Consider the following 22,589-nt stretch of genomic DNA (forward strand, 5'->3'; position numbering starts at 1 on the left):
CCGGCCCGAAGGGCGAGCGGAGCGAGTAATGCTCATTTACAGCAGTAAACTCCGCTTCCTCGCCTGTTTTTGCCTTGCATGGCTCTAGCTCGCTCGATCAGCCTAAAGCCCGCCTAAAGGCGGGCTTTGTGTTTTCTGGCGTAGGGTGGAAAACGCCGAAGGCTTTTCCACCAATGGGGGCTGGCGGAAACCGCGTTGCGGTTTTCCACCCTACGAACACAGCTTCGCCTTCCCGCTTCGTCGATTTCACGCGACAATCCACGGAGTACAAGCGCCCTCCGAGAGGCGCTCGGCAGCCGTGAGGATTTCCTATGAGCAGCAATGATCGCGTCATCATCTTCGACACCACCCTGCGCGACGGCGAGCAGAGCCCCGGCGCGTCCATGACCGGTGAGGAAAAGCTGCGCATCGCTCGTGCGCTGGAGCGGCTGAAGGTGGACGTGATCGAAGCGGGCTTCGCCATCGCCAGCCCGGGCGATTTCGCCGCGGTGAAGCTGGTTGCCGACAACATCAAGGACAGCACCGTGTGCAGCCTGGCGCGCGCTGTCGATGCCGACATCGAGCGTGCCGCCGAAGCACTGGCCGGCGCCAACTCCGGGCGCATCCACACCTTTATTGCCACCAGCCCGATCCACATGCAGTACAAGCTGCGCATGCAGCCGGACCAGGTGGTCGAGCAGGCCGTGCGCGCGGTGAAGAAGGCGCGCAGCCTGTGTGCTGACGTGGAATTCTCCTGCGAAGACGCCGGCCGCTCGGAGATCGACTTCCTCTGCCGCATCATCGAGGCCGCGATCGACGCCGGCGCTCGCACCATCAACATCCCGGACACCGTCGGCTACGCCATCCCGCACCAGTACGCCGAAACCATCCGCCAGCTGCTCGAGCGCATCCCCAACGCCGACAGGGCGGTGTTCTCCGTGCATTGCCATAACGACCTCGGCCTGGCCGTGGCCAACTCGCTGGCTGCCGTTGTGGCAGGCGCGCGCCAGGTGGAGTGCACCATCAACGGCCTTGGCGAGCGTGCAGGCAACGCCGCGCTGGAAGAGATCGTCATGGCGATCAAGACCCGCCAGGACCTGCTCGACGTACACACCCGCATCGAGACTGAGCACATCCTCGCGGCCTCGCGTCTGGTGTCGGGCATCACCGGCTTCCCGGTGCAGCCGAACAAAGCCATCGTCGGCGCCAACGCCTTCGCCCACGAGTCGGGCATCCACCAGGACGGCGTGCTCAAGCACCGCGAAACCTATGAAATCATGTCCGCCCAGTCGGTCGGCTGGAACGCCAACAAGATGGTCATGGGCAAGCACTCTGGCCGCGCCGCATTCCGTTCGCGTCTGGATGAGCTGGGCATCGTGCTGGAAGGCGATGAGCTGAACGCCGCCTTTGCCCGCTTCAAGGAACTGGCGGACAAGAAACACGAAATCTTCGACGAAGACTTGCAGGCGCTGGTCTCCGACACCTTGGCTGACGAAGCGCCGGAGCACTTCAAGCTGGCCACCCTGGAGGTCGCGAGCAAGACCGGCACCATCCCCGAAGCCAAGCTGGTGCTCAGCGTCGACGGTGCCGAGCGCAGCGCCCAAGCTCAGGGTTCCGGCCCGGTCGATGCGACCTTCAAGGCCATCGAGGCGATTGCCGATTCTGGGGCGACGCTGCAGCTGTATTCGGTCAACGCCATCACCCAGGGCACCGACTCCCAGGGTGAAGTGACCGTGCGGCTGGAGAAGGGCGGGCGCATCGTCAATGGCAACGGCGCCGATACCGACATCGTCGTCGCTTCGGCCAAGGCTTACCTCAACGCGCTGAACCTGATGCAGGTCGGCGCCAAGGCACATCCGCAGGTGGAGGGCGTTTGATCAACGAAGCCCGGCGTCGCGCCTACCTCGACGCCATGCAGGTGGCCAGCTGGCTGCCGCGCACCGAACTGCCTTTCGCTGCGCCGTCGCGGCCGGAGCTGCTATTGCCGGTGGCAGCCGAAGCGGAGCCGGAGATAGCCGTTGCTCCGCCAGCCGAGGTACAGGTGGCCGCGTCCGTAGTGGAACGGGCGCCCGCAGCGCCGCCAGTTGAACAGCCGCAAGCGCCGCGCCCTCGTATCGCCATGCCGGAGCCCAAGCAGCCGGAACCGGTTGCCGCCGCGGCGGAAGAACAGGCGGCCGAGCCGGCCAAGCCCATCGAGCCACCGCCGCGTTTCTCGCTGCAGCTGATGCGCGCCGGCAACGTCTTGCTGGTGGTGGAGCTGCCCACCGGTGAGTCCTTCCAGAGCCGTGATCCGGCCTACATCCTGCTAAAGGACCTGTTGCGCGCCGCACGCCTGCCGGATAAGCCGCAGCAGGTTGGCGATGGCGAGCCGATTCGCTGGCCGCTACTGCACAAGGGCAGCCTCGACCAGGGTGGCGAAGCCGCACGTGATTACGTCCAGGGCGTGATGGCCGCCGAGCTGGAAAACATGGGCTGCGACTGCATCTGGCTGATCGGCCGCCCTGCGCTGCGTTTCGCCGGCGAAGTGGATGTCGACGCCTGCTATCGCGAACTGGCCGTCGACGGGCTTGGCCGCGCGCTGGCGATGCCTGGGCTGGAGCAATTGATGGAGCAGCCGGCCGCCAAGGCCGAGCTGTGGAAGGCCATGCGCCGCAGCATGCCGCGTTGGCATATAGGTAGTTCTCGTGATGAGTGATGCTGTCAGCTTCCGCCCGATGACCGCGGCGGATATCGAAACCGTGTTGAAGATCGAGTACGCGGCCTTCAGCCACCCCTGGACGCGCGGCATCTTCAACGACGCCCTGAGTGCCTACGAGTGCTGGGTGATGTTCGAGGGCGAGCAACAGGTCGGCCACGGCGTGATCAACCTGATTCTCGACGAGGCGCACCTGCTCAATATCACCGTCAAACCGCAGAGTCAGGGGCGTGGCCTCGGCCTGCGTCTGCTGGAGCACCTGATGCAGCGCGCACGCGAACGCGGCGGGCGTGAGTGTTTCCTCGAAGTGCGTGCGAGCAATACCACGGCCTATCGGCTTTATGAGCGCTATGGCTTCAATGAGATCGGCCGGCGGCGAGCGTACTACCCAGCGGCAGATGGACGTGAAGATGCGCTAGTGATGGCCTGTACGTTGCTGGATTGATTGCTGCGGGCGGTGCTCCGGCTTTAAGACGGAGCTCGCCGGCGTCTACGTCTCACAGTTCCCGATCTCCGACTGTCGCCGGCCTCGTAGGGTGGATCACGCTTCAACGATCCACCGTACCCACGTCAGGGTGGATGTAAAAAGCGACATCCACCCTACGCACACTGGATTGATTTGCTGCGGGACGAGGCCTCGGCTTTTGGTGGAGCTCGCCGGCGCCCACAGTCGCGGTTCCCGATCTCCGACTGTCGCCGGCCTCGTAGGGTGGATCACGCTTCATCGAGCCACCGTGCTCTGGTCAAGGTGGATGTAAAAGGCGACATCCACCCTACATCTACGAAGTCAGCCGAGGCCCGCCTTATGAGCTTCGGGGGCATGTCGCTTTCGCCTGGCGAGTGCGGCAACGGGCTCCGCTCTATTCCCCCGGCCGCTTGTCCCGTCCCGAATCCAGCGGGGCTTCGCCTTCAAGCTCGTCGTCGGACAGTACGCTGTCGTCTTCACGCAATACCGCATCGCCGCCGCTGAGGCCGGTGTCCTCGTCGCCTTTGGCCGGCCCGTCCCATGGTTTGCCATCAAGCGGGTCTTGGCGGCCAAGCTCGGCTTCGTCGAGATCCACGTCGGCGCCGATTTCATGCTCTGAAACCACGCTCAGGTCCTGGTCCGCTGGTCCGCCATGGCCGCGTTCGCTCGGCGAGCGCGCACCATCGTCTGGAATCAGCGTTTCCGGGGCCATGTCGTCCATGGTGGTTTCGCCATCCGGCACTTCGCCAGCGGTCATGCCAGCCTCTGCTGCACGTTCTGCGGTGAATTCGTCGGTAGCCTGCTCACCAGGCACTTCGTCACCGATACGGCCTTTGCGCTCATCGCGTCGCTGGTCGAAGTCGAGTTGTTCGATAGAGCCCATACGGTCTTCGGTGTTGTCGATTTCCGTCGGGGTGTAGGGTTTTTTGTCGCTCATGATCGTCTCCTGTCAGGACAGCGGTCTTGCAGGTTGTGACCTGGCAGCACGGGGAAGATTCAGGCGCGCCGCTGGCCGGATCCAGCATCCGGGTCCATCCTGTTGGCTGAGGTAAATGCTTGAGGGTCTTGTGAAAAGGGACGAACCACCGCGCGTGATCCGGAGTCCTACTCTGCATGAATGATCAAAACGACCAACCCGCGCCAGAGGCGCTGCGCTACGCCTTCTTCTTCGATGTCGACGGAACGCTTGCTGAGATTCAGCCGCGACCGGAACTCGTGTTCATTCCACCGCCCACCCTCGCGGCCCTGGAGCGGCTGCATGCCGACGGCATACCCGTTGCCGTTATCTCCGGCCGTCCGCTCGCGCAGCTCGATGCATTGCTCGCGCCGTTGCAACTGCCCGCCGCCGGTGTCCACGGTGCCGAGCGCCGCGATGCCAAGGGCGAGTTACGCAATCTGGCACTCGACAGCCACGCGCTGGAGCAAATCCAGCGGGAGCTGCAGCAGGCGTGTAGCGAACACCCCGGTCTGCATCTGGAGAACAAGAGCGTCGCCTTCGCTTTGCATTTCCGCCAGGCACCCGAGCTGGAAGAGGTTGCCCGCAGCCTTGCCGAAGACTTCGCCGAGCGTTACGCCGAGGTGCTGACCCTGCAGCCGGGCAAGTGCGTGTTCGAACTCAAGCCCCGCGGCGCGAGCAAGGGCGAGGTGATCCGCGCCTTCATGCAGGAGCCGCCGTTCGCCGGCAAAACCCCAGTGTTCCTTGGCGACGACCTCACCGACGAAGCCGGCTTTGCCGCGGTCAACGCGCTCGGCGGGCGCTCCATCAAGGTCGGCGATGGCCCCAGCGAAGCCCGCGAACGGGTCGCCTCGGTGGCCGCGGTCGGGGCCTGGGTCGGAGCCCTGCTGAACGATCTCGGCGTGCCGGCCGAGCCAAAAATAAAACCAGACTAGAGCGAGATTTTTTGCCATGAGCCGTTTAGTAGTGGTTTCCAACCGCGTGGCGCCAATCAAACCGGGCAAGGTTGCCGCCGGAGGGCTGGCCGTTGGCGTCTACGATGCGTTGCGTCAGGCCGGTGGTATCTGGTTCGGCTGGAGCGGCGATATCAGCGCGACCCCGAGCATCAATACCGAAACAGTGGGCAACATCACCTACGTCACGCTGCCATTGAGCAAGCGCGACTACGACCAGTACTACCGCGGCTTCTCCAACAATACGCTCTGGCCGATCTTCCACTACCGTATCGACCTGGCACGCTACAGCCGCGAAGAATACGACGGCTACCGGCGGGTCAACGGCATGCTGGCCGAGAAGCTCCTACCGCTGCTTGAACCTGACGACATCATCTGGATTCACGACTACCACCTGATCCCGTTCGCTGAAGCCTGCCGCCAGCTGGGCATCCGCAACCGCATCGGCTTTTTCCTGCACATCCCGTTTCCCGCGCCGGAAATTCTCACCGCGATCCCGCCGCACAACGAGCTGCTCAAGACCCTCTGCTACTACGACCTGATCGGCTTCCAGACTGACACCGACCGCCTGGCCTTTCAGGACTACATCACCCGCGAAGTGCGCGGCGTCATCGAGCCGGACGGCAGCCTGACCGCCTACGGGCAGAACTTCCGCGCCGGGGTTTACCCGATCGGCGTCGTGCCGGACGAAATCCAGAAGCTCGCCGAAGGCTACAAAGGCCGCGCCCATCCCATGCGCCGCGCCAGCGACACCAAGCGGCAGACCATCATTTCCGTCGACCGACTGGACTACTCCAAGGGCCTGGTGGAGCGCTTCCGCGCCTACGAGGAGTTTCTCGACCGCTACCCGAGCCATCGCAACAACGTCGAATTTCTGCAGATCGCGCCGACCTCGCGCTCCGACGTGCGCACCTATCAGCACATCCGCGAGCAGCTCGAAAGCCAGGCCGGACACCTCAATGGGCGTCTCTCCGACCTCGACTGGACGCCGCTGCACTACCTCAACAAGAGTTACGACCGCCGGGTGCTGATGGGCCTGTTCCGCACCGCCGACGTCGGCTTCGTCACCCCGCTGCGCGATGGCATGAACCTGGTCGCCAAGGAATACGTCGCCGCGCAGGACCCGGAAAACCCTGGCGTGCTGGTGCTGTCGCGCTTCGCTGGTGCCGCACGCGAGCTGACCTCCGCGCTGATCGTCAATCCATACGATTGCGTCGGCATGGCCGAAGCCCTCGACCGCGCCCTGAGCATGCCGCTGGCCGAACGCAAGGATCGTTACGAGCACCTGATGCGCGCCATTCGCGCCGCCGATCTGGATGCCTGGCGCGACAACTTCATGCGAGACCTGCGTTCGTACGTCTCCCAGCCCAGCACCACGGTCATCGAGACTGAAGAACTCGTCGAGCCGGACTGATCGCCCGCGCGCGCGCCGGCCTTGCTTGTCAAAGGCCAGGCGGGCTCGTAAGGTGCGGGGCCGAACCATAGGGACAACGTAGATGAGCGAGCTGGAACCGCTGTTCGAGAACAACGCCCGCTGGGCCGAGGCCATCAAGGAAGAAGACCCCACCTTCTTCGAGAAACTGTCCAAGCAGCAGGCGCCGGAATACCTGTGGATCGGCTGCTCCGACGCCCGCGTACCGGCCAACGAGATCGTCGGCCTGCTGCCGGGTGATCTCTTTGTTCATCGCAACGTCGCCAATGTCGTGCTGCACACCGACCTCAACTGCCTGTCGGTCATCCAGTACGCGGTCGACGTGCTCAAGGTCAAACACATCCTCGTCACCGGCCACTACGGCTGCGGTGGCGTGCGCGCCTCCATGCGCGACGACCAGCTTGGCCTGATCGACGGCTGGCTGCGCAGCATCCGCGACCTCTACTACGAGCATCGCGTGCACCTCTCCAAGCTGGCCAGCGAAGACGAGCAGGTCGACCGACTCTGCGAGCTGAACGTCATCCAGCAGGTTGCCAACGTCAGCCACACCACCATCGTCCAGAACGCCTGGCACCGTGGGCAGCCTCTGGCCGTGCATGGCTGCATTTACGGCATCAAGGACGGCATCTGGAAGAACCTCAACGTCACCGTCAGCGGGCTCGATCAGCTGCCGTCGCAGTACCGCCTGCGTCCGCCGCGTAACGCCTGATGAACAGCCGCCACGCCCCGGCGTTCGCCGGTCTGCTCATCGCTGTGCTCTGCTGGAGTGGCAACGCGCTGGTGGCACGTGCCTTTTACGATCAGATCCCGCCGCTGAGCCTGTCGTTCTGGCGCTGGGTGCTGGCCACCACGCTGCTGCTGCCCTTCGTCGCGCGCGGCATCTGGTTGCACCGCGCCACCTTGCGGGCTGCCGGCTGGCGCCTGCCGGTGATCGCCGCGCTCGGTATCGCCAGCTACAACTCGCTGCTCTACACCGCCGCGCAAAGCACCGAAGCGATCAACCTGACGCTGGTGAACACCTGCCTGCCACTGGCGACCTTTATCGGGGCGGGCTTCCTGCTCGGTGAATGGCCACTGCGCCGTGCCTGGTTCGGCATGGCGGTGGCGGCGGCGGGGCTGCTCTACCTGATCAGCCGTGGCAGCTGGCAGACCTTTGCCAGCCTGTCGTTCAAGGCCGGCGACCTCATCATGCTGCTGGCCGTGCTGGTCTGGGCGCTTTACACGCTGCTGCTGCGGCGCTGGTCCAGTTTCCTCACCGTGCCCCCGCTCGTGCTACTCGGCGTGCTGATGCTGCTTGGCGTGCCGCTGATCCTGCCGTTCTACCTGTACGAACTGAGCCGGGTAGGGGGCTTCGCCGCCACACCGGCCAACCTCGGCGCCATCGGCTACACCGCCGTATTCGCCTCGCTGATTGCCTACCTCGCCTGGAACCACGGCGTAAAAGTCGTCGGCGCCGCCAAGGCCGCCATGGCCAGCTACCTGATGCCCGTTTTCACCGCGCTGCTCGGCTGGCTGCTGCTCGGCGAAGCCCTGCAACCCTTCCACTGGATCGGCGGCGCCCTGATCTTCGCCGGCCTGCTGCTGGCTACGCGGCCGTCGTTCCGCTAAGCCCACAGGGCTTTCCGTGGAGCGGCTGAGTACGCCCCCGCCTAGATCGCACGGGTCGAGGCAGTAGCGATCCGATGCGGCAGCCGACGAACGACGACCGACCCACACCAAAGCTGGCCCTCGACCGTTCGTAACTAACCGTTTGAAAAGGATAAAAAATCTGCGAAGCCAGGGTTGACAGCCTAAACCGACCAGAGAATAATGCGCGCCACTTGGCTACATAGCTCAGTTGGTTAGAGCGCAGCATTCATAATGCTGATGTCCCAGGTTCAAGTCCCGGTGTAGCCACCAGACAAAACAAGGGGTTAGCGAAAGCTAGCCCCTTTTTTGTTTGTGCCGGTGACTACGGAGTGACTACGCCTTGTCTACGTCTTGCAATAGGCTCGTGTTTTGTCTAACGTTTCCTCTGCGCCGAGGAGCGCATGCAGATCCGTTTCAGCGAAGCCTTAGGCATCCTTCCTTCCTGTATTCCACGTAACCCACGCACAAAGCGTACGGATCCGCTTACTAGCTCAATGTGCATTGGAGTTACGTATGTATTCTGACAACTTGCTCTCTGTTCGTGATCAGTATGCCGACGCCCTAAAGCGGCGCTTGAAGCAGATAAATAAACGGTCGAACGACGATACCCCCCTTTCAGCGCTCTACGATGCTGCCGCGATGAAGGTGGGCTACAACAACTGGAGTCTGTTTATTAAAGACCTCCCGTCAATGTCTGACGCCCGTTTCAAATATGTTCAGGACGTATTTCATAACGCCGACGTTCTCGCGCACGCAGACTATGACCAGGATATCGATATTGATGAATTTTGGTTTGAGGGTGCAGGAGATTACTAACTAATCCCCGTAGCTACCGGATGTTCGCTTTGCGCTAGTGGAGAAAGGCGCAAGGCGGATTCCAAATGATCCGGCGACAAGTGCGCGTAGCGCATGGTCATCGTGATCGACGAGTGCCCCAGGATCCGTTGCAGGCCAAGGATGTCACCACCGGCCATCATGTAGTGACTGGCGAAAGTGTGCCGCAGGATGTGGGTCATCTGGCCCGGGGTGTCGAAGCCGCAACGCTTGTAGGCACACCGGAAAGCCGACCGGCAGGGCATGAATAGCCGACCGTTTCCAGGCATCCCCACCTTCAACGCCAGATCCTCAACATCCTTCGGAATCGGTACGGATCTCGACTGCCGATTCTTGGTGCGATGGAAGTGCGCCTTGCCACCGTAGATCGCGGCACGGGTCAGCGATTCGGCTTCATCCCACCGGGCTCCCGTGGCCAAACAGAGTAGAGCGACGGGGTAGGTGTGATTGTTGGTGGAGCGCTTGCACTCTTCGAGCAACTGGCGGATCTGCGGCAGGGTGAGAAAGGTCAGCTCTACCTGATCTGTCTTGATCTGACGGACATTGGCGAGCGGGTTCTTGCCTACCCAAGCACCGAGCCGGATCAGTTCCGAGAACACGGCGGACAGGTAGCGTTGCTCATGGTTGACGGTATTCGGAGACGCCACTTTCAACCGCTGTTGCCGATACCGCGCCCACGCCAGTGCGTCAAAGGACGAGACGAGTGGATCGCCAAGCCGTTTCGCGATCGCCAGCGTTCTCGACAAGCGTGTCTTTTCGTCCTTGAGCGTGCAGCCGTGCAGCTGATGCCAGAGATTAACCAGATCCGATAGCTGATCATCCATCGGTCGCCCGGTTTGCGTCAGGCTTTTGAAGAAATCCGTTTCGTAGCGCAGGGCAGCGGCTTTGGTTAGAAAGCCTTTCTTGCGGATACGGCGTCCGCTTCTCCCGTTATCGTAGAAGTCAGCCGTCCAGGTCTTACCGTCCTTGCGTGCCGTCATATAGCGCGGCCCCACCGCACATGCCGTTCCTGGAGCAGGTTCTTGATGTGCTTGTACAGATCCCGCTCCGTCATATCCTTCGATGCGTAGTGATCACGAATCACCGGCCAGCATTCCCATTCCTTCAGTCGATCAAATGCGGTCTTAGCGCCCACTCGCTCCCGTGCCAGCAGGCTTACGAAGTTTCCCAGGAACAGTTCCACGTTCTTGCCCGAGAAGCCCCGTGAGGTCTTGTAGTAGCGCTTGTATTCCGTTTCATCGACCAGCGAATCGACCGGCACATCGACACGAATGTCGTCGCGGATCAGCGTCCATATCGGCTCGAAATAGCCGGGGCGGGCAAGCAGCTTGAACTGTCCCAAACCGTAGCGCCACAGGCCGTCCAGATGGGCTGAGAATGCAGCATAGGAGTCCGTTTCGAGGGCTTTGCCGGTCTTCGCGTCAATTGAGCCGCTGGCGAATTGTTGGATCACCGAATGGTGATAGCGAAGCTCGACGCGCCATACGTCTTGGGTCGGGTCGTAGTTGTCGGGATCGGTCGAATCGAACGAATCCCGGCGACGCCAGACGCTTTCCCAGTAGTCGAGTTTGTCTTGGGAGCGAGCCTGGATTGTCTTGTTGTAGATCCCGAGCTGTACTCCACCAGCGGAACCAAACAGGAAGGATTGCCCACGGCCATAGGTGGCAGCTTCCATGGTCCATTGGATCTCCTTGATGCCCGAAATATCGCGGTTTGCGCGAGCGCGGCAATGCATGCGGGCGGTCAGATCAGCCGGGGGCTCCCAACCTTGCAGATCCAAGGCGAGGTGGACGGCGCATTGGTTCCGCTCGCGGTGGGTCATCACGGCTGCAGCGTAGTAGTCCATCCGCTCTTGCAGACGCTCAGGCGACAGGGCGTCGATGGCGTGCGGTGAAACTTCGATTTTCAGGTGCGGGCCGATCTGGTCCAGCTTGGCGTTGAAGTTTTTGATGAGCAGGATGAATCCGAGGTCAGCATTCTGGAGCTTGTACTGGTAACCAGAGTCCCGGCCAACGCGGCCGGCATGCCAGAACTGCCCGGCAAACTCGACCATGACGCCCGGTTTCTCGAACAGCGCCATGATCTCGGGACGGATCAGTCCGCGATACAGCTGGCGTACCGTGTCGACGCCACACCGCAGCAAACGAACCTTGGATAGATCGACTATCCGAGCCGTGCCCGGGTCGACAAATAACCGGCTTTGACTGTCTTCCGATCCGGTCAGGAGGTCGATTCGTTTGAAGTCTTTATTGGCCATTCTGTTTCCCCTTCACTATGGGTTACTAAGGTTGTTCGGTTGGATTTATCTGACGTGCTACAGGGACGTCAGCGCGCCGCCGGCCTAACGCTCGTGCCTTGCGCTCCCGGCCGGCGGCGCGGCGACGCCCCTCAAAGCGCTTCAAAACGGCACCGTCGCAGCGGGTGCCACCTGGGATAAGGCGGAAGCTGCCCCCAGCAGGTACGCCAGCAGCAGCAAGCCCAGGGCTTCTATCAATCCGTGGTTGTTCACAGCGTCGGCCTCGGCGGGGGTACGTATTCGGCTCTGGTATCCGTAGGCGCGGGGTGGTTCTCACGCGGCAAGATGCTTCCCAGCAGCGAAGGCGGACTACTGCCAGTGCCGGACGCTCCGGGCACGCTTCCAACACAGGTGATTGCCCGGCTCCACTGCTCATAGCGGGCCTCGACCAAGCATTCCCCTTTGCCTTTGAAGTGGTAGCCAGAGACAGCCAGCTGGCGGGAGTTCAGTTCGATTCGCCGGCCTTGCGGATCTGTCAGGGAGAACAGGTAGAACGGACCGCGATTGCGGTCGTAGAGGTAGCCGATGACTGCGATTTCGCGATCGGCAAAGGGATGGCCGCTCAGAGCAGCAGGCTGAGCACTCGGTTGACCAGAAATACCAGTAATAGGAAAAGTGCTATGCGCATTAGTACGCGCAGCAGCAGCCACCGGAGCAGCTGCGCCAGCGGACGCAGCAGGTGCCATAGCTGGCGAATCAGTAGGCCCGTCGCTTCGGGAATGGCCTTCACTGCCGATGACACGCAAAGGCCCCATAGAGACGACAAAGCCAATAAGGCTGGCCAGCAGTACCAGTAGAAAAACCAGCTTAGGCGACCGGAAGAGACTCTTGCCGGCCTTGGTGTCCTGATGGGTGCCGGTGGCGGTGGATTGGTACAGGGCGAAGGTTTGTTTGCGGATTCGCTTGTATTCAATGACGGTGCCTTCGGCGGGTGGACGGTTGAGCTGGGCATCGTGTTGGGCCTCCTTGTAGCGGCCAGGAATTCCAATGACCGCGAGGTTGGAATGCTTGTAGGCCATCTCGCAGGTCATGCGGATGTCGTCGCGGATGTAGGAAACGTTGGGCGTGGTCAGAACGATGTCCCAGCCGAAGTGCCGGTGGCGGGTCCAGGCGTCCAGCCAGCCCATGGGGCGGTCGGCGGCATGGGCGGCTTCGGGGCCACCGGGGAAGTCGAAGCGCTTGAGATCCGATTCGCGCCAGGACTTAGGGAACACCAGCTGGGTTTCATCAAAGATGATGAATGCACCCTTGGGCACCCACATAAACCAAGAGCGCATCTTTTCCAGGTCTTCGAGCGATTCCAGCGACAGGTTGACGATGTCGGCGGTGTCCGGCAGGTCCGGGAACACCTGATAAGCGCGCTCCAGGGTAAAGCCCCGAATGTTGGTGATGATCACGCGGCCTTCCTTCAGGGCGCGGATGGCATCGTCCTGTATCGCCCCCGAGGTTTTGTAAGAACCATTCGGGCCATGGTGGATTTTGATCGACATGGTTAGCGTCCGATGAAGGGCACGAAGCGCATGCAGAAGCGCGTGGCCAGGGCCAAGAAGATGATGTTCAGGGCTTGAGGGACGCCGAAGAAGGCAAAACCCGCCGCGATTGGGCCCGGCAACGCGTCGTACATCGAGCGCACCATTGCCGATATACCCAAGCTGTCGATCAGTTCGCGGGCGACCGTATAGCTGACGTCGAGCAGGAAGATCAGCCCCTTGAGCGAGGCGTAGATAGCGGCCTTGGTGGCCACGACCATGCCGTCTTTAACGAGGTCGTAGATGCCCTGGGCAATGAAGTCCCAAACGTATTGAAAGAACGCGATGATCTGGTCGAGAAAGCCGGAGAGCCATTCCATGATTCAGTCCTTCAGAATGACGAACGCCGCGACGACCGCTGCGATCAGCAGCAGGACGTAACGCAGGCTGGAAAGGGTGTCGGAGTAGGTGGAAACGCAGAGCGACATGCTCTGGCCAAATACGGTGAAGGTCTCGCAGGGCAATTGGCCGCTGCCGCCGCCCAGGTTGAGGTCAAAGGCGGCCTTCATGCCGTTGACGTTCTCACGCACTTTCGCCTTGAGCTCGGCCTTTACTTCATCAAGGCGCTGATCCCACTCAGCGTTCGCTTGATCCCAGCTGCCAGACTCCGGCTCGCCGAGTTGGCCACCTGGCCCAGGAACGGTGCCCTGGCATTTGTTGGGATCGGTAGCTGGGTTGCACTGGCCTTCGCCGTTACCTTCGCCCGATCCGCCGCCGGAGCCGTCACCATCACCGGAGCCGCCGTCATTACCACCGCCGTCGCCGGAGCCACCATCAGAGCCGCCGCCGTTATTGCCACCGCCCGATCCGCCATCACCTGATCCATCGTCGGAGCCTCCGTCCTCACCGCCGTCATCGCCATCATCGCCGGGAGCCTTGACGCAGGTAGTCCCCGACCAGACGTAGCCAGGAATGGCCGAGCAGCCAGGATCATCAGGATCGGAATCGGGGACATCTTCAGCATCGGGGGCATTGAGCGGGTCACCCGTCGCCCCTAGTGGTGCATCGGGGGCCGAGCAGTTATCACCTGAAGGCGTGCCGATGTAATTACAGAAGCCTGACGTGGTGGACCCCACGTCGAAGTAACAACTACTGGCGCGATCAGCCAACGTATAGGAGCAACTGTCGTAACAAACAGATCCACCACCGCTGGTGACAACGTAGTTATTACCGTTGGAATTAATGATTGATCCGGTGTTCTTGAAGATGCCGGGACTGATGTTGGCATCGCATTGGCTGGCTTCGGGGATCACGCAGGTGGTAACAGACCCGGAAGTTACCTCGGGATTGGAAAAAGCGTAATCAAGCGGCTTCTCTTTCCATTTGCAGAATCCGGTATTGCCGCCGGACCAGTAGGTGTAGGTTTTTCCACCGGAAACCACCGGCGGGTTTGCATAGGCATTACAGGCCAGCTCCCGAGTGGCGTAGCAGGCCGATCCTTCGGCGGTGTTTGAATGCCGAAAGCCGGTTGTTTGAGCGACAGACCGATCAGAATAGAAACCGGCCGAAACCACCAGCAGGAACAGCGCGAGAAGATGCCCATACGTGCGCCCTTGGATATCGTCCATCGTTACACCCGCCCAAAAAACACGAGATAGAACGCCAGGGTGGTGCGGATCGAGACGTACAGTTCATTGCTCATGGCATCCCCCTGAAAAGAAAACCCCGCCGGAGCGGGGTTTGTGCTCGGCTGTCGTGAGCGGCTAGAAGAATTCGCCGGTCCGATATCCCGTGATGAAGGCGCCGGCGACGAACGCCCCCAACCACAACGACCAGATCACGCTTACGCTTTGCGCAGCATGCTGAAGACCAGAGCGGCAGCGGCGAGCACCACCAGCGCGGCGGCGATGTAGCCACCAATGGTGCTCATGTCGCCCTTGGCTTCGCCGAAGGTGGCTTGCACCTCGGTGGTGTCGATCACAGCCGCCCAGGCGGGCAGAGCGGTCGCCGCGGTGACAGATCCGGCGATGCAGAGATTGCGAAATCCGTTGACGGGGTTGAGCTTGGCGATTTGCTTTTTCATGTGGTGTTTCCTCACTTTGCTTTTCGAAGGAGCGACGCGAACCAACCCACGATCAGTCCGGTCGCGAAAACCCCCAGGACACCCGCGACACCAATGCCGAAGGCTTCCGGGGAGAAACCGCCATTGACCAGGATGTCTACGTATCCAGCGGCCTCTGGCGGAATCAGGTAGGCGGATCGCCATTCAATGTGCTGGCACTGCATCAGGCCGTCTGGGGTGTAGGCCCAGCCGGTGCACACTTGAACGGCAACGACGCCCGACATTTACCGAACCTCCTCGAGGTCGGCGGCTTGTTCGGAGGGTTCGCAGTCAGGGCAGACGGCGAAGTGGGGCGGCAGGCTGAGGTCTGGCAGCAGGTCGCTTTGCGGCGCGGGCAGCGCCATGAGCTTGCCCATGTCGTTGCCGCAGCAGTCGCAATACACCCGGTCATCGATCAGCATGGCCGCCCCTCCCGGTTAGTTGGCCTTGGCCTGTTCCGGCTGGGTGCCGGCTGGCTTGGCGGTTGGGGTCGGTTGCTGGGTCGGCTTGGCGGCCTGGGTGGCGGGCTTCACCGATTCCAGATGCAGGCAGAGATTGTTGCCTTTCTGTTTGCCTGCTCGGGCGATCTCGAAGTGGATGCGCACGGTTTCCAGCGGCTCGAAGTTGGCGCCGGAGGCGAACACTTCGTCGGCCACTTCCAGGGGAACATCCATGCTGACGATGGACAGGCCGTTTTCGGTCTGGCCGTCCGGCTCATCGCCATAGAAGACTTTGACGATCTTTACTTCGCTGCCGTTTTGGCTGAAGGCGAGTTTCTGAGTGCCGAGAAATGCAACTTCCATAGTCGAACGTGCCATTTGTGTTTCCTCAGTTAGTTGCGCGTTATTGCGCGGATTTGCCTTTTGCGGGCCGAGAGAGCCCGAGCAGAGGAACTGTTAAAGTTCGCCTCTTGCCTGGGTTTACGCGGCTTACAACGGGTTTGTGGTACTAGTTATACACGCTTGGAAAGCGTTTTTATCGCAAATATATAAATGTTATTAGTTGCTGTTAGTTTGTGGATTACTGTGGAATTAACTGGTTTCTTAATTTGGCTACTATTAATTCCAACTATTAACACCAAGGGCTCTGCCCTTGTCATCCCGCTCTTGCCGCCGAGGGCTCGGGAGCGCGGGGCGGTGAAGCTGCCCCACACTCACGAGCGGAGGCTGTTTCTGTTCGTGCAGGGTCAAGGGTGCGCTCCGCCCGTGCTTCCGTTCGCCGGATCGGTGAAGCGTGATCCGACGAGCCGGGAGCGCGGCCCTGGACCTGATCAAATCCGAGTTGCGGCATGGCGGTGAGAATTGCTCCGATGGCTACCACCGTCAGAGACTGGCTAAGCACGAGCAACGCGGTAATGACGTTCATGCACTCACCCCACCAGCTCGAACGGTTCGTGAATAGGCACGTAGGGCGTTGGCTTGCCCGAGTCGTAGATAACGCTCCACCACTTCGCGGGGCGGTCGGGCGGCGTGTGCTTCTCGCAGATAAAGGCCGGTTCCACTGTCCACTCCGAGACCAGAGGCTTCCAGGTTCCACCGACGCAGCCCATTTGCAGCGTGCGAGTCGGCCGCGCAGAGGCGGGGCGGCATTGGGCGCAGCGTGTGGACGGGGAGGGAGCGGGCTTCTCCATTTCGCGTCTGGACCAGCAGACAGAGCAGTCGCAGTCCGGTGCATGCAGAGGCTTGCGGCCATACGTCATAAGTCATGCCCTCGCCGTTGGGAGCAGTAACGATGGTCATCATCGGGCGCTCCACCATTCGCGGATGATCTGGAAGCGCTCACGGGCGCTTTCCTGGGCAAGCAGGGAGTCCAGCGGATCGTCCGCGACGATCTCGGAAACCACGGCATCTATATGGCGATGGCAATCGGTACGCGACTTACCTTGCGCCAGAACATTCCACTTCACGCGCTGGGTCCGGCCGTGCAGCGAGGCGATGCGCAGGGTGCAGGGGCGATTACTCATCGGCGTAATCCCCCTGGCAGAACACCGACTTGCCCCGCTCGATGTCGCGGCGGATGCGGTGCAGGTTGATGACGCGGCGGCGGCCGATCTTCACGGTTGGGAGGGTGTAGGTTTCCACCCAGCCGCGCACCACGTCTTCGGTGATCTGCTCGACGCCCATCATTTCAGCCAGCACGAGCTGCGTGCAGAACGGCGCTTCTCGGAAGCTGACGATCCGTTCGGCTTGGCCTTCGATGGTTAACCCCGCTACTCCAGACTGTTCCATGTGATTACCCCTATAATCCGAACACTATCGGCGCTATGGCTGCTAAGTATGTACTCAATACATGTGTTCATAATACATCTATAGCGCAAAGTGTACATAAAACATCTATGGCATTTTTCAATGAGCGAAGGGATTACCGATAGGGGCTATCGATTGCTGGAGATCGCCAGCCTCAAGACCCTGGCTGAAGCTGGCAGCACTGACTATGTGCGGTGGCAGAACATCAAGAGAGGAAAGGCCCGAATCGGCGCGAACGAAATCGAGATCCTCGGGCGAGTGTTTCCTGATTTTCGTTGGTGGCTGCTGACCGGCGAAGTGCAGCCGGGAATTGGCCAGACAAGCCCCGACTACGACGAAGCCAACCGAAACTTGGCCAATCCAAACGCGGGATAGCGATCACACAGGAAGTGGCTAGGCGCTGGTACGCCCGAAGGAACGGAGGAAGGGACGGATATGGATATTGAACGTGCGCTGCTGAAAGCAGGCGTGACCGTGGCTGCGATGTTTGCCATCTACCAAGGTTCGCAGGGAATGCAAGAGTTCGCGAAGCAACGCTCAGCTGAGGCGAATCAGAAAGCCGAAACGCAGCAATCAGAACCGCTAGAGCGGCCTGACGACTACATTGAATCCCTTCGGCTGACAGAAGTAGAGCGACGCCGCTCTGAGGCAGTAACTACCCACGCTGAATCCATTCGAAACGTGCCGAAGGCAAGCACAAAATGACGATCAGTTAGTTGCGGGTAGCCGCGCCAGCCTCGCGATTCAGGCAAACGAAAACGCAAAGCCAGTCGAGAGGTTCGGCGCTTCAGATTGACTGGAGGACTGGGGATCCTGCCAATGCAATAACTATTTAAACTTTCCAGCTTCGGTCAGTCTTAAGAATTCTGAGTCTTTAATGCCAATGCGCATCCAGTTGCCAGCTAGCTTGGCCATTTCGCTCGCGGCCCGTGCATATCGTATTTCCCCGACCCAAGTGAATACGTGGGTGCCGCCAACATTCGAGAAGGTAAAGTACGGTGTGCCAACTTCGGGACAATGAATAGCCCCTCGCACACGCCCCCGCTCATCTGGTAGAAAAGAAAAAGTGGCGAGCGTAGGATGCTTTTCCCTGAAATACAATCCTCGATAACCACCATCGGCATCTTTGAAAACCAGGCTATAACATTCGTCGTCAACAGTTGCCTCTAGAAAAACAAATGGTGTTTCTCTAGCGAGACGCAACGTATCGCACGCTGGCGTTAGGCAAAGGAAGTACCTTTTAACCTCGCCGCTTTGACATTGCAGCAAAGTTCCGGTGGTTAAGGAAGGCAGCCAGCCCTCGCCGCCAAACAGTTTACTATCTCCAAAGCCCTCCCTTTTGAAAACAACCAATCTGGAGAAGTCTGATTCGGCCTGTTTTGACGCAGCAGGCCCACCGGCAAGAGCCTCAGAGACACGATGCCGGTGTTCAATACCAAAACTCACCGGTTCTCCTGCATCTGTTTTAGTGCCTTTATTGTCAATTCCGTTGTTAAGAAGTTGAGATATTAGTAGCGAGTCAACATTCTTGTTTTTTTTATAAGGAGTCTCAATGAATTTATCTTTATTGTGAGCCAGCCAGTGAGTCACGGCATGCTTATCAAGATAGCGGTCAGCAACCGACTCCAAGCCTAGGGCGTTATCACACTCGGCAACTAAGAGCTCTCTCATCATCTCCGCAACATCCTCGGGCGGATCTGAGATCAAGCGATTGGCTACATAAGCAGAATCAAGATGCGATCCAAAACGAGTAACCATGTGATGGCTATTCTTTCGAATGGCTCCAACTGCCGCTAATGCAAATGACGGAAGAAGACCTTCGGCAAATTTACAAAATTCATTAACTAAAACCGTCGGCAAGTCGGCTGATGAGACAGACTGTTTATTTAGAACTATAGCCAAGCAACTTTGTTTTTCCGAATAAAGTACTCCGTCAGCTATTTCATCAACAGTCACGCCGCCCTCTGCTAGAGACTCACGAACATCCTGGCTCACTCCGTCGGTAAGCGGCTGGCCGGTGTAAACACAAATAAAACGAAGTCGGCCATTCTCGGAAACATCACTTACGGCTATCTCTCGAAGAATCCTTTTAGTAAGGTTTGGAGATCCGTCGTAAAGAAACCAATCGATAACGACAATGTCGCAAGCGATCGCAGAGTTAAGAACTCGTTTTACAACAGCTTCTTCATTAAAAGCTTCATCCTCTGGGAGAACAAAGGCGCATGCCAATCCGTTTTCTGCGAAAGCATCAGAAATTTTTCGAACATCCAGCTGGTGCGGATTTTCCAGCTCAGTATGATGCGCTGAAATATCGGCATTAAGCTGAATGGATGTAAGTGTAGGGTCTAGATGACTCATGCCATCGTCTGGGACCTCAAGAGAAAAATCTAAAGCCGGGGAGGGTGGTCCTATCTTTACGAAAGGTTCGTTATCAATAACCACTGCACTTTTAAGAAATCGCTTTACTGCAGATAGACAATGCTCATTCCATATTTCCTGCGGGTCAGGGACTGGATTACCACGCTCAAATGCTTCAGCTTGCATACTACTCTCCCTCACTCATGGATTTAATCCTAAAGATAGGGCTAATATCCAAACCTGTGCTAATAAGCTCTATATCAAACCCTTCCCTACGCAGCGTCTCGCGACTGATGGCCAAGCCCATACCTCGCCCGCCGGGTTTATTGGTCTCGCCAAACTCAAAAATTCGATCAGACAGCCTAGATTCGATACCAGGTCCTGTGTTTGAAATTAGAAACCCATGTTCATCTATATCAAAAACTATCTCCCGCTTACTTTCGGCTCGGCTCGAGATCCAGTAGATAGCATTATCGACAACGTTAATGAAAGCACCTAGTAATGCCGAAGATCTGCACTCAACTTTTCTGGATCGGAACCCGTCAGTAGCCACAAGAGAGATTTTAGATTCGGCTAGTTGTTCGCCAAATACTCTGCGAACAACATTAAGTATTTCATCCCCTGAGACCAATACGGTTGAGCGGTGCAGCCTGCGCCCTAGCGGATCAAGTACTTTTAGATATCCATCAAGATGCTCTATGTGAGCGCGAAGATCTTTATAGATTTTGGCCAAAGGGGGGTTTCGGTCAGCCCATGGTTTGAGTTCGGTCATTGAAACCCTAATCCCTCGGGCCGCACGTTCAAACTCATGCTGCAATATCCCGACTGACATTCCCATTTGTGCAAAATCCGCATAGAACTCAATCTGCTCCTCTAAAACCTGATTGCGAGCTTCAAGGGCAGCAAAGCGGTCATCCAAAGTTTCACGGCTGCGTATACCCTCAGCCAGCTCAACCATCTGGCGTTTGAAAGAATCAAGAAACTCAGTTTCTCTACTGCGTAGTTCCGTAATGCGTCGTTCTACTTCGTATCTCGCTTGGTCAATTTTGTCCGGGTTTTCAGCTGAATCTTTAACGAATTTATCAATGACCTGCTCAATGTTTACTCGAAGATGCGAGAATTCTTCTTGGAGAACATCTTTTACTGCTGCCTGCATAAAACTTGCGGCCTCAGCTGTTTCGCGGCGCAAACCAACCAGCTCGCGAACAGTGCTGTCGCGTTCCTTCTCTACATCCTGTAGGGCAATGTTGCGACGTTCTGCTGACGCAATCTTCCCTTCGGTAGCCTCATGTATTAGTTCATCGATATTGGCACGCAGCGGATCAAGAATAGACTCGCGTACAACCTTCGATATCGATTCATAAGACGCCCAGTCCTTCTGTAATTTGCTGGTAAGCGCAAATCCTTTAGGGCTAGTGATAACTGATTTGTTATAAAGGCTTCGCGCCTTCTGCTTCACTTCTAGCTCTAAAAGCCTAGCCTTGGACGCAAAATCACCAAGATCAAGCTCGGATCTAAAGTGGTCTAGGCGTTCCTCAAGAAAAGCTAAGATGCTCTTTGATTCTGACTCAAACTCTCCTTTATTATATATTTCAAAGAAGATCTTTAATGCTTCTCGAAATTCGTTTCTCCTGGCATCAGCTTTTTCTTGCTGCTTCTTTAGTAAAGCTGCCTGAGCTGCGAATGTGTCCTTGCCGGCCCAGAAATCATCACCTTGCGGGGAGCTTCTCCGGAAAAATTCATAAGCTAGTTGTCGAAAAAAATTAATTAATATTGCGCGGAAATCTCGGTATGCCTGATTTTCTCTAAAACCCTCGCGCCCTGCTTTTTCAGTAAGAGCGCCGTTCTCGGAATGGCTGATCGAGACATAACCGAATCCACGCCGATAAGAAAAGAACCAGTCTTTAGCTGCCAGGTTGCGCCTTTTCTCAATATCCAGCCAGTCGTAATCGGAGTTTCCGTATGGGAGTATTCTTATACCGTCTCTATATATATATAGCCCGCCAAGCCTATTTGTTTTTTCATCCATCTCGGCCCAATCCTGCGGGGCGAGCCTGGATTCGTCGGGCCTGCCTTGAATATATCCGTACCTAAAAGAGAACGCCCCGCATTTTGGCTGTCGTCCTTTCCCTTCTGACCAATTACAAATGAAGTCTCGCTGTTTTCCGTAAATCGAGACAACACCTACAAATTGGCCGTATTCATCAAAAGTTCCCTCGAAGTATTGGTCGGTTTTTAGAAAATCATCACTGGTGAAGAAATTTTTTGAACCAATAAGATCTATAACATCGAGCTTAGAGTGGTCCCTGAACTCAGTTTTGATAACTGGATCATCAAAGGCCATCGTATTTGAGAAGCCAAGCAAGTTTCTCTCTAGCTTTGACGACTCCTTGTCCGCCCCGCCATCAATATCGTCATCTAGTTCCGGGGCTACCGGCAGCAAAATGAATTGAGTGCCATAACCCTCGCCTGCAAGGCTTAGCGGCTCCATTCGGCCGTTGTTAAGTGTTTTGTCTAAATTGTCCGGCCCAATGATCCTGGCTAGCTCGATATCTCGACATAGCTTTTTAAAAGCAATTGGTTCAATTTCTTTTTCTAGGCTATGCAGGTTTTGCTCAACCCGGTCTATTAGTCGACCAATGTCCTTCTGCGTTGGCAGAGTGCCGCCAGGTAGTTCTTCAACTGGGATATCTATTGCACCAATGTCTAATCCTGGCTGCTCAAATAGCCCCCAGTGCACAACCGCAACAACAAGATCCCGGAGGCCATCTGGGCGGCAAGCTCGTGTCAATAGGATGGTTATTGGTGCAATAACCGCAATAGCGAGGCGGCCAATGCCTTTTTCGCCCATGATGACGCGTCTAGGAAGATTCTTCGGGCCACGCCATTCGTTCCAACTATCGTTTTTTTCATGGTTGGCGTGAACCCGGGATTCGGTACCAAGCGTAAGCCAACGGTTCTCCACATCATCCCGAGTCATGCCATAACCGTCATCCCGAAGCACAAGCACACGATTACGGCGATAGAAGTCGACTTCGACTCGCTCAGCGTAGGCGTCATGGGCGTTCTTGAATAACTCGTGAATTGCAGTAGGTATACCCGCAATTTGTTGCCGGCCGAGCATGTCGACGGCTCTAGCTCGTACCCTGAGCTGTGTCATGAAGACTCCTAGGTCT

The 22,589-nt window shown here is 58.2% G+C and carries 25 protein-coding genes and 1 tRNA gene; 11 read left to right on the forward strand and 15 right to left on the reverse strand.

Going from position 1 to position 22,589, the window contains the following annotated elements:
- Nucleotides 1–311 precede the first annotated feature (311 nt).
- Genes CXK91_RS21780 through rimI form a run of 3 tightly spaced genes read left to right on the forward strand, consistent with a single transcriptional unit; the run spans nucleotide 312 to nucleotide 3,119 of the window.
- Nucleotides 312–1,856, forward strand: a complete 1,545-nt coding sequence (locus CXK91_RS21780) for a 2-isopropylmalate synthase (RefSeq protein ID WP_103458088.1) — start codon at nucleotides 312–314, stop codon at nucleotides 1,854–1,856.
- Complete coding sequence (locus tag CXK91_RS21785; RefSeq protein ID WP_103458089.1) at nucleotides 1,853–2,674, forward strand: energy transducer TonB; 822 nt, start codon at nucleotides 1,853–1,855, stop codon at nucleotides 2,672–2,674. The genes CXK91_RS21780 and CXK91_RS21785 overlap by 4 nt, the downstream gene beginning before the upstream one ends.
- Nucleotides 2,667–3,119 (forward strand): ribosomal protein S18-alanine N-acetyltransferase, encoded by a 453-nt coding sequence (gene rimI, locus CXK91_RS21790; protein WP_015275950.1) that lies wholly within the window; start codon nucleotides 2,667–2,669, stop codon nucleotides 3,117–3,119. The genes CXK91_RS21785 and rimI overlap by 8 nt, the downstream gene beginning before the upstream one ends.
- 415 nt (nucleotides 3,120–3,534) lie before the next feature.
- On the opposite strand, the gene CXK91_RS21795 is transcribed toward rimI, so the two are convergent.
- On the reverse strand, nucleotides 3,535–4,077 hold the full coding sequence (locus CXK91_RS21795; protein WP_103458090.1) for a hypothetical protein: 543 nt from the start codon (nucleotides 4,075–4,077) through the stop codon (nucleotides 3,535–3,537).
- A gap of 176 nt (nucleotides 4,078–4,253) precedes the next feature.
- Here CXK91_RS21795 and otsB point away from each other — a divergent pair, with 176 nt between their 5' ends.
- The 6 genes from otsB to CXK91_RS21825 all read left to right on the forward strand — a co-directional run bounded on the left by otsB (nucleotide 4,254) and on the right by CXK91_RS21825 (nucleotide 8,925).
- The gene (otsB, locus tag CXK91_RS21800) at nucleotides 4,254–5,030 is read left to right on the forward strand and encodes a trehalose-phosphatase (RefSeq protein ID WP_103458091.1); all 777 of its coding nucleotides are present in this window, start codon (nucleotides 4,254–4,256) and stop codon (nucleotides 5,028–5,030) included.
- 16 nt (nucleotides 5,031–5,046) lie between these two features.
- A complete protein-coding gene (gene otsA, locus CXK91_RS21805; RefSeq protein ID WP_103458092.1) occupies nucleotides 5,047–6,462 on the forward strand; it encodes an alpha,alpha-trehalose-phosphate synthase (UDP-forming) in 1,416 nt (471 codons plus the stop codon).
- Between the two features lie 82 nt (nucleotides 6,463–6,544).
- Nucleotides 6,545–7,189 carry a carbonate dehydratase gene (can, locus tag CXK91_RS21810; RefSeq protein WP_103458093.1) on the forward strand — a complete coding sequence of 215 codons (645 nt, stop codon included), beginning with the start codon at nucleotides 6,545–6,547 and terminating at the stop codon, nucleotides 7,187–7,189.
- A complete protein-coding gene (locus CXK91_RS21815) occupies nucleotides 7,189–8,088 on the forward strand; it encodes a DMT family transporter (RefSeq protein ID WP_103458094.1) in 900 nt (299 codons plus the stop codon). Before can ends, CXK91_RS21815 begins: the two co-directional genes overlap by 1 nt.
- Before the next feature lie 214 nt (nucleotides 8,089–8,302).
- Nucleotides 8,303–8,379: transfer RNA gene (locus CXK91_RS21820), tRNA-Met, on the forward strand.
- Nucleotides 8,380–8,622: 243 nt separating this feature from the next.
- A complete protein-coding gene (locus tag CXK91_RS21825) occupies nucleotides 8,623–8,925 on the forward strand; it encodes a hypothetical protein (RefSeq protein WP_103458095.1) in 303 nt (100 codons plus the stop codon).
- Here the strand turns inward: CXK91_RS21825 and CXK91_RS21830 are convergent.
- From CXK91_RS21830 to CXK91_RS21885, 12 genes are all read right to left on the reverse strand, one after another.
- On the reverse strand, nucleotides 8,922–9,923 hold the full coding sequence (locus tag CXK91_RS21830) for a phage integrase (RefSeq protein WP_103458096.1): 1,002 nt from the start codon (nucleotides 9,921–9,923) through the stop codon (nucleotides 8,922–8,924). The genes CXK91_RS21825 and CXK91_RS21830 overlap by 4 nt on opposite strands.
- Nucleotides 9,920–11,200: a hypothetical protein gene (locus CXK91_RS21835; protein WP_103458097.1), complete on the reverse strand. Its 1,281-nt coding sequence runs from the start codon at nucleotides 11,198–11,200 to the stop codon at nucleotides 9,920–9,922. Before CXK91_RS21835 ends, CXK91_RS21830 begins: the two co-directional genes overlap by 4 nt.
- A 248-nt stretch (nucleotides 11,201–11,448) precedes the next feature.
- Complete coding sequence (locus tag CXK91_RS21840) at nucleotides 11,449–12,729, reverse strand: zonular occludens toxin domain-containing protein (RefSeq protein WP_103458098.1); 1,281 nt, start codon at nucleotides 12,727–12,729, stop codon at nucleotides 11,449–11,451.
- Between the two features lie 2 nt (nucleotides 12,730–12,731).
- Nucleotides 12,732–13,088 (reverse strand): DUF2523 family protein, encoded by a 357-nt coding sequence (locus CXK91_RS21845; protein ID WP_103458099.1) that lies wholly within the window; start codon nucleotides 13,086–13,088, stop codon nucleotides 12,732–12,734.
- Between the two features lie 3 nt (nucleotides 13,089–13,091).
- Nucleotides 13,092–14,336 (reverse strand): attachment protein, encoded by a 1,245-nt coding sequence (locus CXK91_RS21850; RefSeq protein WP_103458100.1) that lies wholly within the window; start codon nucleotides 14,334–14,336, stop codon nucleotides 13,092–13,094.
- 215 nt (nucleotides 14,337–14,551) lie between these two features.
- Entirely contained in the window at nucleotides 14,552–14,791 is a 240-nt protein-coding gene (locus tag CXK91_RS21855; protein WP_103458101.1) for a major capsid protein, read from the reverse strand.
- Nucleotides 14,792–14,802: 11 nt separating this feature from the next.
- Complete coding sequence (locus CXK91_RS21860) at nucleotides 14,803–15,054, reverse strand: hypothetical protein (RefSeq protein ID WP_103458102.1); 252 nt, start codon at nucleotides 15,052–15,054, stop codon at nucleotides 14,803–14,805.
- A complete protein-coding gene (locus CXK91_RS22775; protein ID WP_181004002.1) occupies nucleotides 15,055–15,231 on the reverse strand; it encodes a hypothetical protein in 177 nt (58 codons plus the stop codon). It abuts the gene before it with no gap.
- A 15-nt stretch (nucleotides 15,232–15,246) separates the two neighbouring features.
- Nucleotides 15,247–15,627 (reverse strand): hypothetical protein, encoded by a 381-nt coding sequence (locus CXK91_RS21865; RefSeq protein ID WP_103458103.1) that lies wholly within the window; start codon nucleotides 15,625–15,627, stop codon nucleotides 15,247–15,249.
- A 551-nt stretch (nucleotides 15,628–16,178) separates the two neighbouring features.
- On the reverse strand, nucleotides 16,179–16,508 hold the full coding sequence (pflM, locus tag CXK91_RS21875) for a lysogeny maintenance protein PflM (protein ID WP_181004003.1): 330 nt from the start codon (nucleotides 16,506–16,508) through the stop codon (nucleotides 16,179–16,181).
- A 39-nt stretch (nucleotides 16,509–16,547) separates the two neighbouring features.
- Nucleotides 16,548–16,772: a hypothetical protein gene (locus CXK91_RS21880; RefSeq protein ID WP_103458105.1), complete on the reverse strand. Its 225-nt coding sequence runs from the start codon at nucleotides 16,770–16,772 to the stop codon at nucleotides 16,548–16,550.
- Entirely contained in the window at nucleotides 16,765–17,037 is a 273-nt protein-coding gene (locus tag CXK91_RS21885; RefSeq protein WP_046162628.1) for a hypothetical protein, read from the reverse strand. Before CXK91_RS21885 ends, CXK91_RS21880 begins: the two co-directional genes overlap by 8 nt.
- 120 nt (nucleotides 17,038–17,157) lie before the next feature.
- Between CXK91_RS21885 and CXK91_RS21890 the strand changes: the two genes are divergently transcribed.
- Together CXK91_RS21890 and CXK91_RS21895 are read left to right on the forward strand one after the other, a co-directional pair.
- Nucleotides 17,158–17,430 (forward strand): DNA-binding protein, encoded by a 273-nt coding sequence (locus tag CXK91_RS21890; RefSeq protein WP_103458106.1) that lies wholly within the window; start codon nucleotides 17,158–17,160, stop codon nucleotides 17,428–17,430.
- A gap of 60 nt (nucleotides 17,431–17,490) precedes the next feature.
- Nucleotides 17,491–17,760 carry a hypothetical protein gene (locus CXK91_RS21895; RefSeq protein WP_103458107.1) on the forward strand — a complete coding sequence of 90 codons (270 nt, stop codon included), beginning with the start codon at nucleotides 17,491–17,493 and terminating at the stop codon, nucleotides 17,758–17,760.
- 123 nt (nucleotides 17,761–17,883) lie between these two features.
- On the opposite strand, the gene CXK91_RS22645 is transcribed toward CXK91_RS21895, so the two are convergent.
- Both CXK91_RS22645 and CXK91_RS21905 read right to left on the reverse strand, forming a co-directional pair.
- Nucleotides 17,884–19,599 (reverse strand): response regulator receiver domain, encoded by a 1,716-nt coding sequence (locus CXK91_RS22645; protein ID WP_146048141.1) that lies wholly within the window; start codon nucleotides 19,597–19,599, stop codon nucleotides 17,884–17,886.
- Nucleotide 19,600: 1 nt separating this feature from the next.
- Nucleotides 19,601–22,573, reverse strand: coding sequence for an ATP-binding protein (locus tag CXK91_RS21905; RefSeq protein ID WP_103458109.1), 2,973 nt, complete (start codon nucleotides 22,571–22,573; stop codon nucleotides 19,601–19,603).
- Nucleotides 22,574–22,589 lie beyond the last annotated feature (16 nt).

The organism is Stutzerimonas stutzeri (assembly GCF_002909485.1).
Classification (GTDB): Bacteria; Pseudomonadota; Gammaproteobacteria; order Pseudomonadales; family Pseudomonadaceae; genus Stutzerimonas; species Stutzerimonas stutzeri_AH.

Excerpts from the sequence above, each read along its gene's own strand:
- CXK91_RS21780 (WP_103458088.1), top strand. The coding sequence starts at position 312 with ATGAGCAGCAATGATCGCGTCATCATCTTCGACACCACCCTGCGCGAC.
- rimI (WP_015275950.1), top strand. The coding sequence starts at position 2,667 with ATGAGTGATGCTGTCAGCTTCCGCCCGATGACCGCGGCGGATATCGAA.
- CXK91_RS21795 (WP_103458090.1), bottom strand. The coding sequence starts at position 4,077 with ATGAGCGACAAAAAACCCTACACCCCGACGGAAATCGACAACACCGAA.
- otsB (WP_103458091.1), top strand. The coding sequence starts at position 4,254 with ATGAATGATCAAAACGACCAACCCGCGCCAGAGGCGCTGCGCTACGCC.
- otsA (WP_103458092.1), top strand. The coding sequence starts at position 5,047 with ATGAGCCGTTTAGTAGTGGTTTCCAACCGCGTGGCGCCAATCAAACCG.
- can (WP_103458093.1), top strand. The coding sequence starts at position 6,545 with ATGAGCGAGCTGGAACCGCTGTTCGAGAACAACGCCCGCTGGGCCGAG.
- CXK91_RS21815 (WP_103458094.1), top strand. The coding sequence starts at position 7,189 with ATGAACAGCCGCCACGCCCCGGCGTTCGCCGGTCTGCTCATCGCTGTG.
- CXK91_RS21825 (WP_103458095.1), top strand. The coding sequence starts at position 8,623 with ATGTATTCTGACAACTTGCTCTCTGTTCGTGATCAGTATGCCGACGCC.
- CXK91_RS21830 (WP_103458096.1), bottom strand. The coding sequence starts at position 9,923 with ATGACGGCACGCAAGGACGGTAAGACCTGGACGGCTGACTTCTACGAT.
- CXK91_RS21835 (WP_103458097.1), bottom strand. The coding sequence starts at position 11,200 with ATGGCCAATAAAGACTTCAAACGAATCGACCTCCTGACCGGATCGGAA.
- CXK91_RS21840 (WP_103458098.1), bottom strand. The coding sequence starts at position 12,729 with ATGTCGATCAAAATCCACCATGGCCCGAATGGTTCTTACAAAACCTCG.
- CXK91_RS21845 (WP_103458099.1), bottom strand. The coding sequence starts at position 13,088 with ATGGAATGGCTCTCCGGCTTTCTCGACCAGATCATCGCGTTCTTTCAA.
- CXK91_RS21850 (WP_103458100.1), bottom strand. The coding sequence starts at position 14,336 with ATGGACGATATCCAAGGGCGCACGTATGGGCATCTTCTCGCGCTGTTC.
- CXK91_RS21855 (WP_103458101.1), bottom strand. The coding sequence starts at position 14,791 with ATGAAAAAGCAAATCGCCAAGCTCAACCCCGTCAACGGATTTCGCAAT.
- CXK91_RS21860 (WP_103458102.1), bottom strand. The coding sequence starts at position 15,054 with ATGTCGGGCGTCGTTGCCGTTCAAGTGTGCACCGGCTGGGCCTACACC.
- CXK91_RS22775 (WP_181004002.1), bottom strand. The coding sequence starts at position 15,231 with ATGCTGATCGATGACCGGGTGTATTGCGACTGCTGCGGCAACGACATG.
- CXK91_RS21865 (WP_103458103.1), bottom strand. The coding sequence starts at position 15,627 with ATGGCACGTTCGACTATGGAAGTTGCATTTCTCGGCACTCAGAAACTC.
- pflM (WP_181004003.1), bottom strand. The coding sequence starts at position 16,508 with ATGACGTATGGCCGCAAGCCTCTGCATGCACCGGACTGCGACTGCTCT.
- CXK91_RS21880 (WP_103458105.1), bottom strand. The coding sequence starts at position 16,772 with ATGAGTAATCGCCCCTGCACCCTGCGCATCGCCTCGCTGCACGGCCGG.
- CXK91_RS21885 (WP_046162628.1), bottom strand. The coding sequence starts at position 17,037 with ATGGAACAGTCTGGAGTAGCGGGGTTAACCATCGAAGGCCAAGCCGAA.
- CXK91_RS21890 (WP_103458106.1), top strand. The coding sequence starts at position 17,158 with ATGAGCGAAGGGATTACCGATAGGGGCTATCGATTGCTGGAGATCGCC.
- CXK91_RS21895 (WP_103458107.1), top strand. The coding sequence starts at position 17,491 with ATGGATATTGAACGTGCGCTGCTGAAAGCAGGCGTGACCGTGGCTGCG.
- CXK91_RS22645 (WP_146048141.1), bottom strand. The coding sequence starts at position 19,599 with ATGCAAGCTGAAGCATTTGAGCGTGGTAATCCAGTCCCTGACCCGCAG.
- CXK91_RS21905 (WP_103458109.1), bottom strand. The coding sequence starts at position 22,573 with ATGACACAGCTCAGGGTACGAGCTAGAGCCGTCGACATGCTCGGCCGG.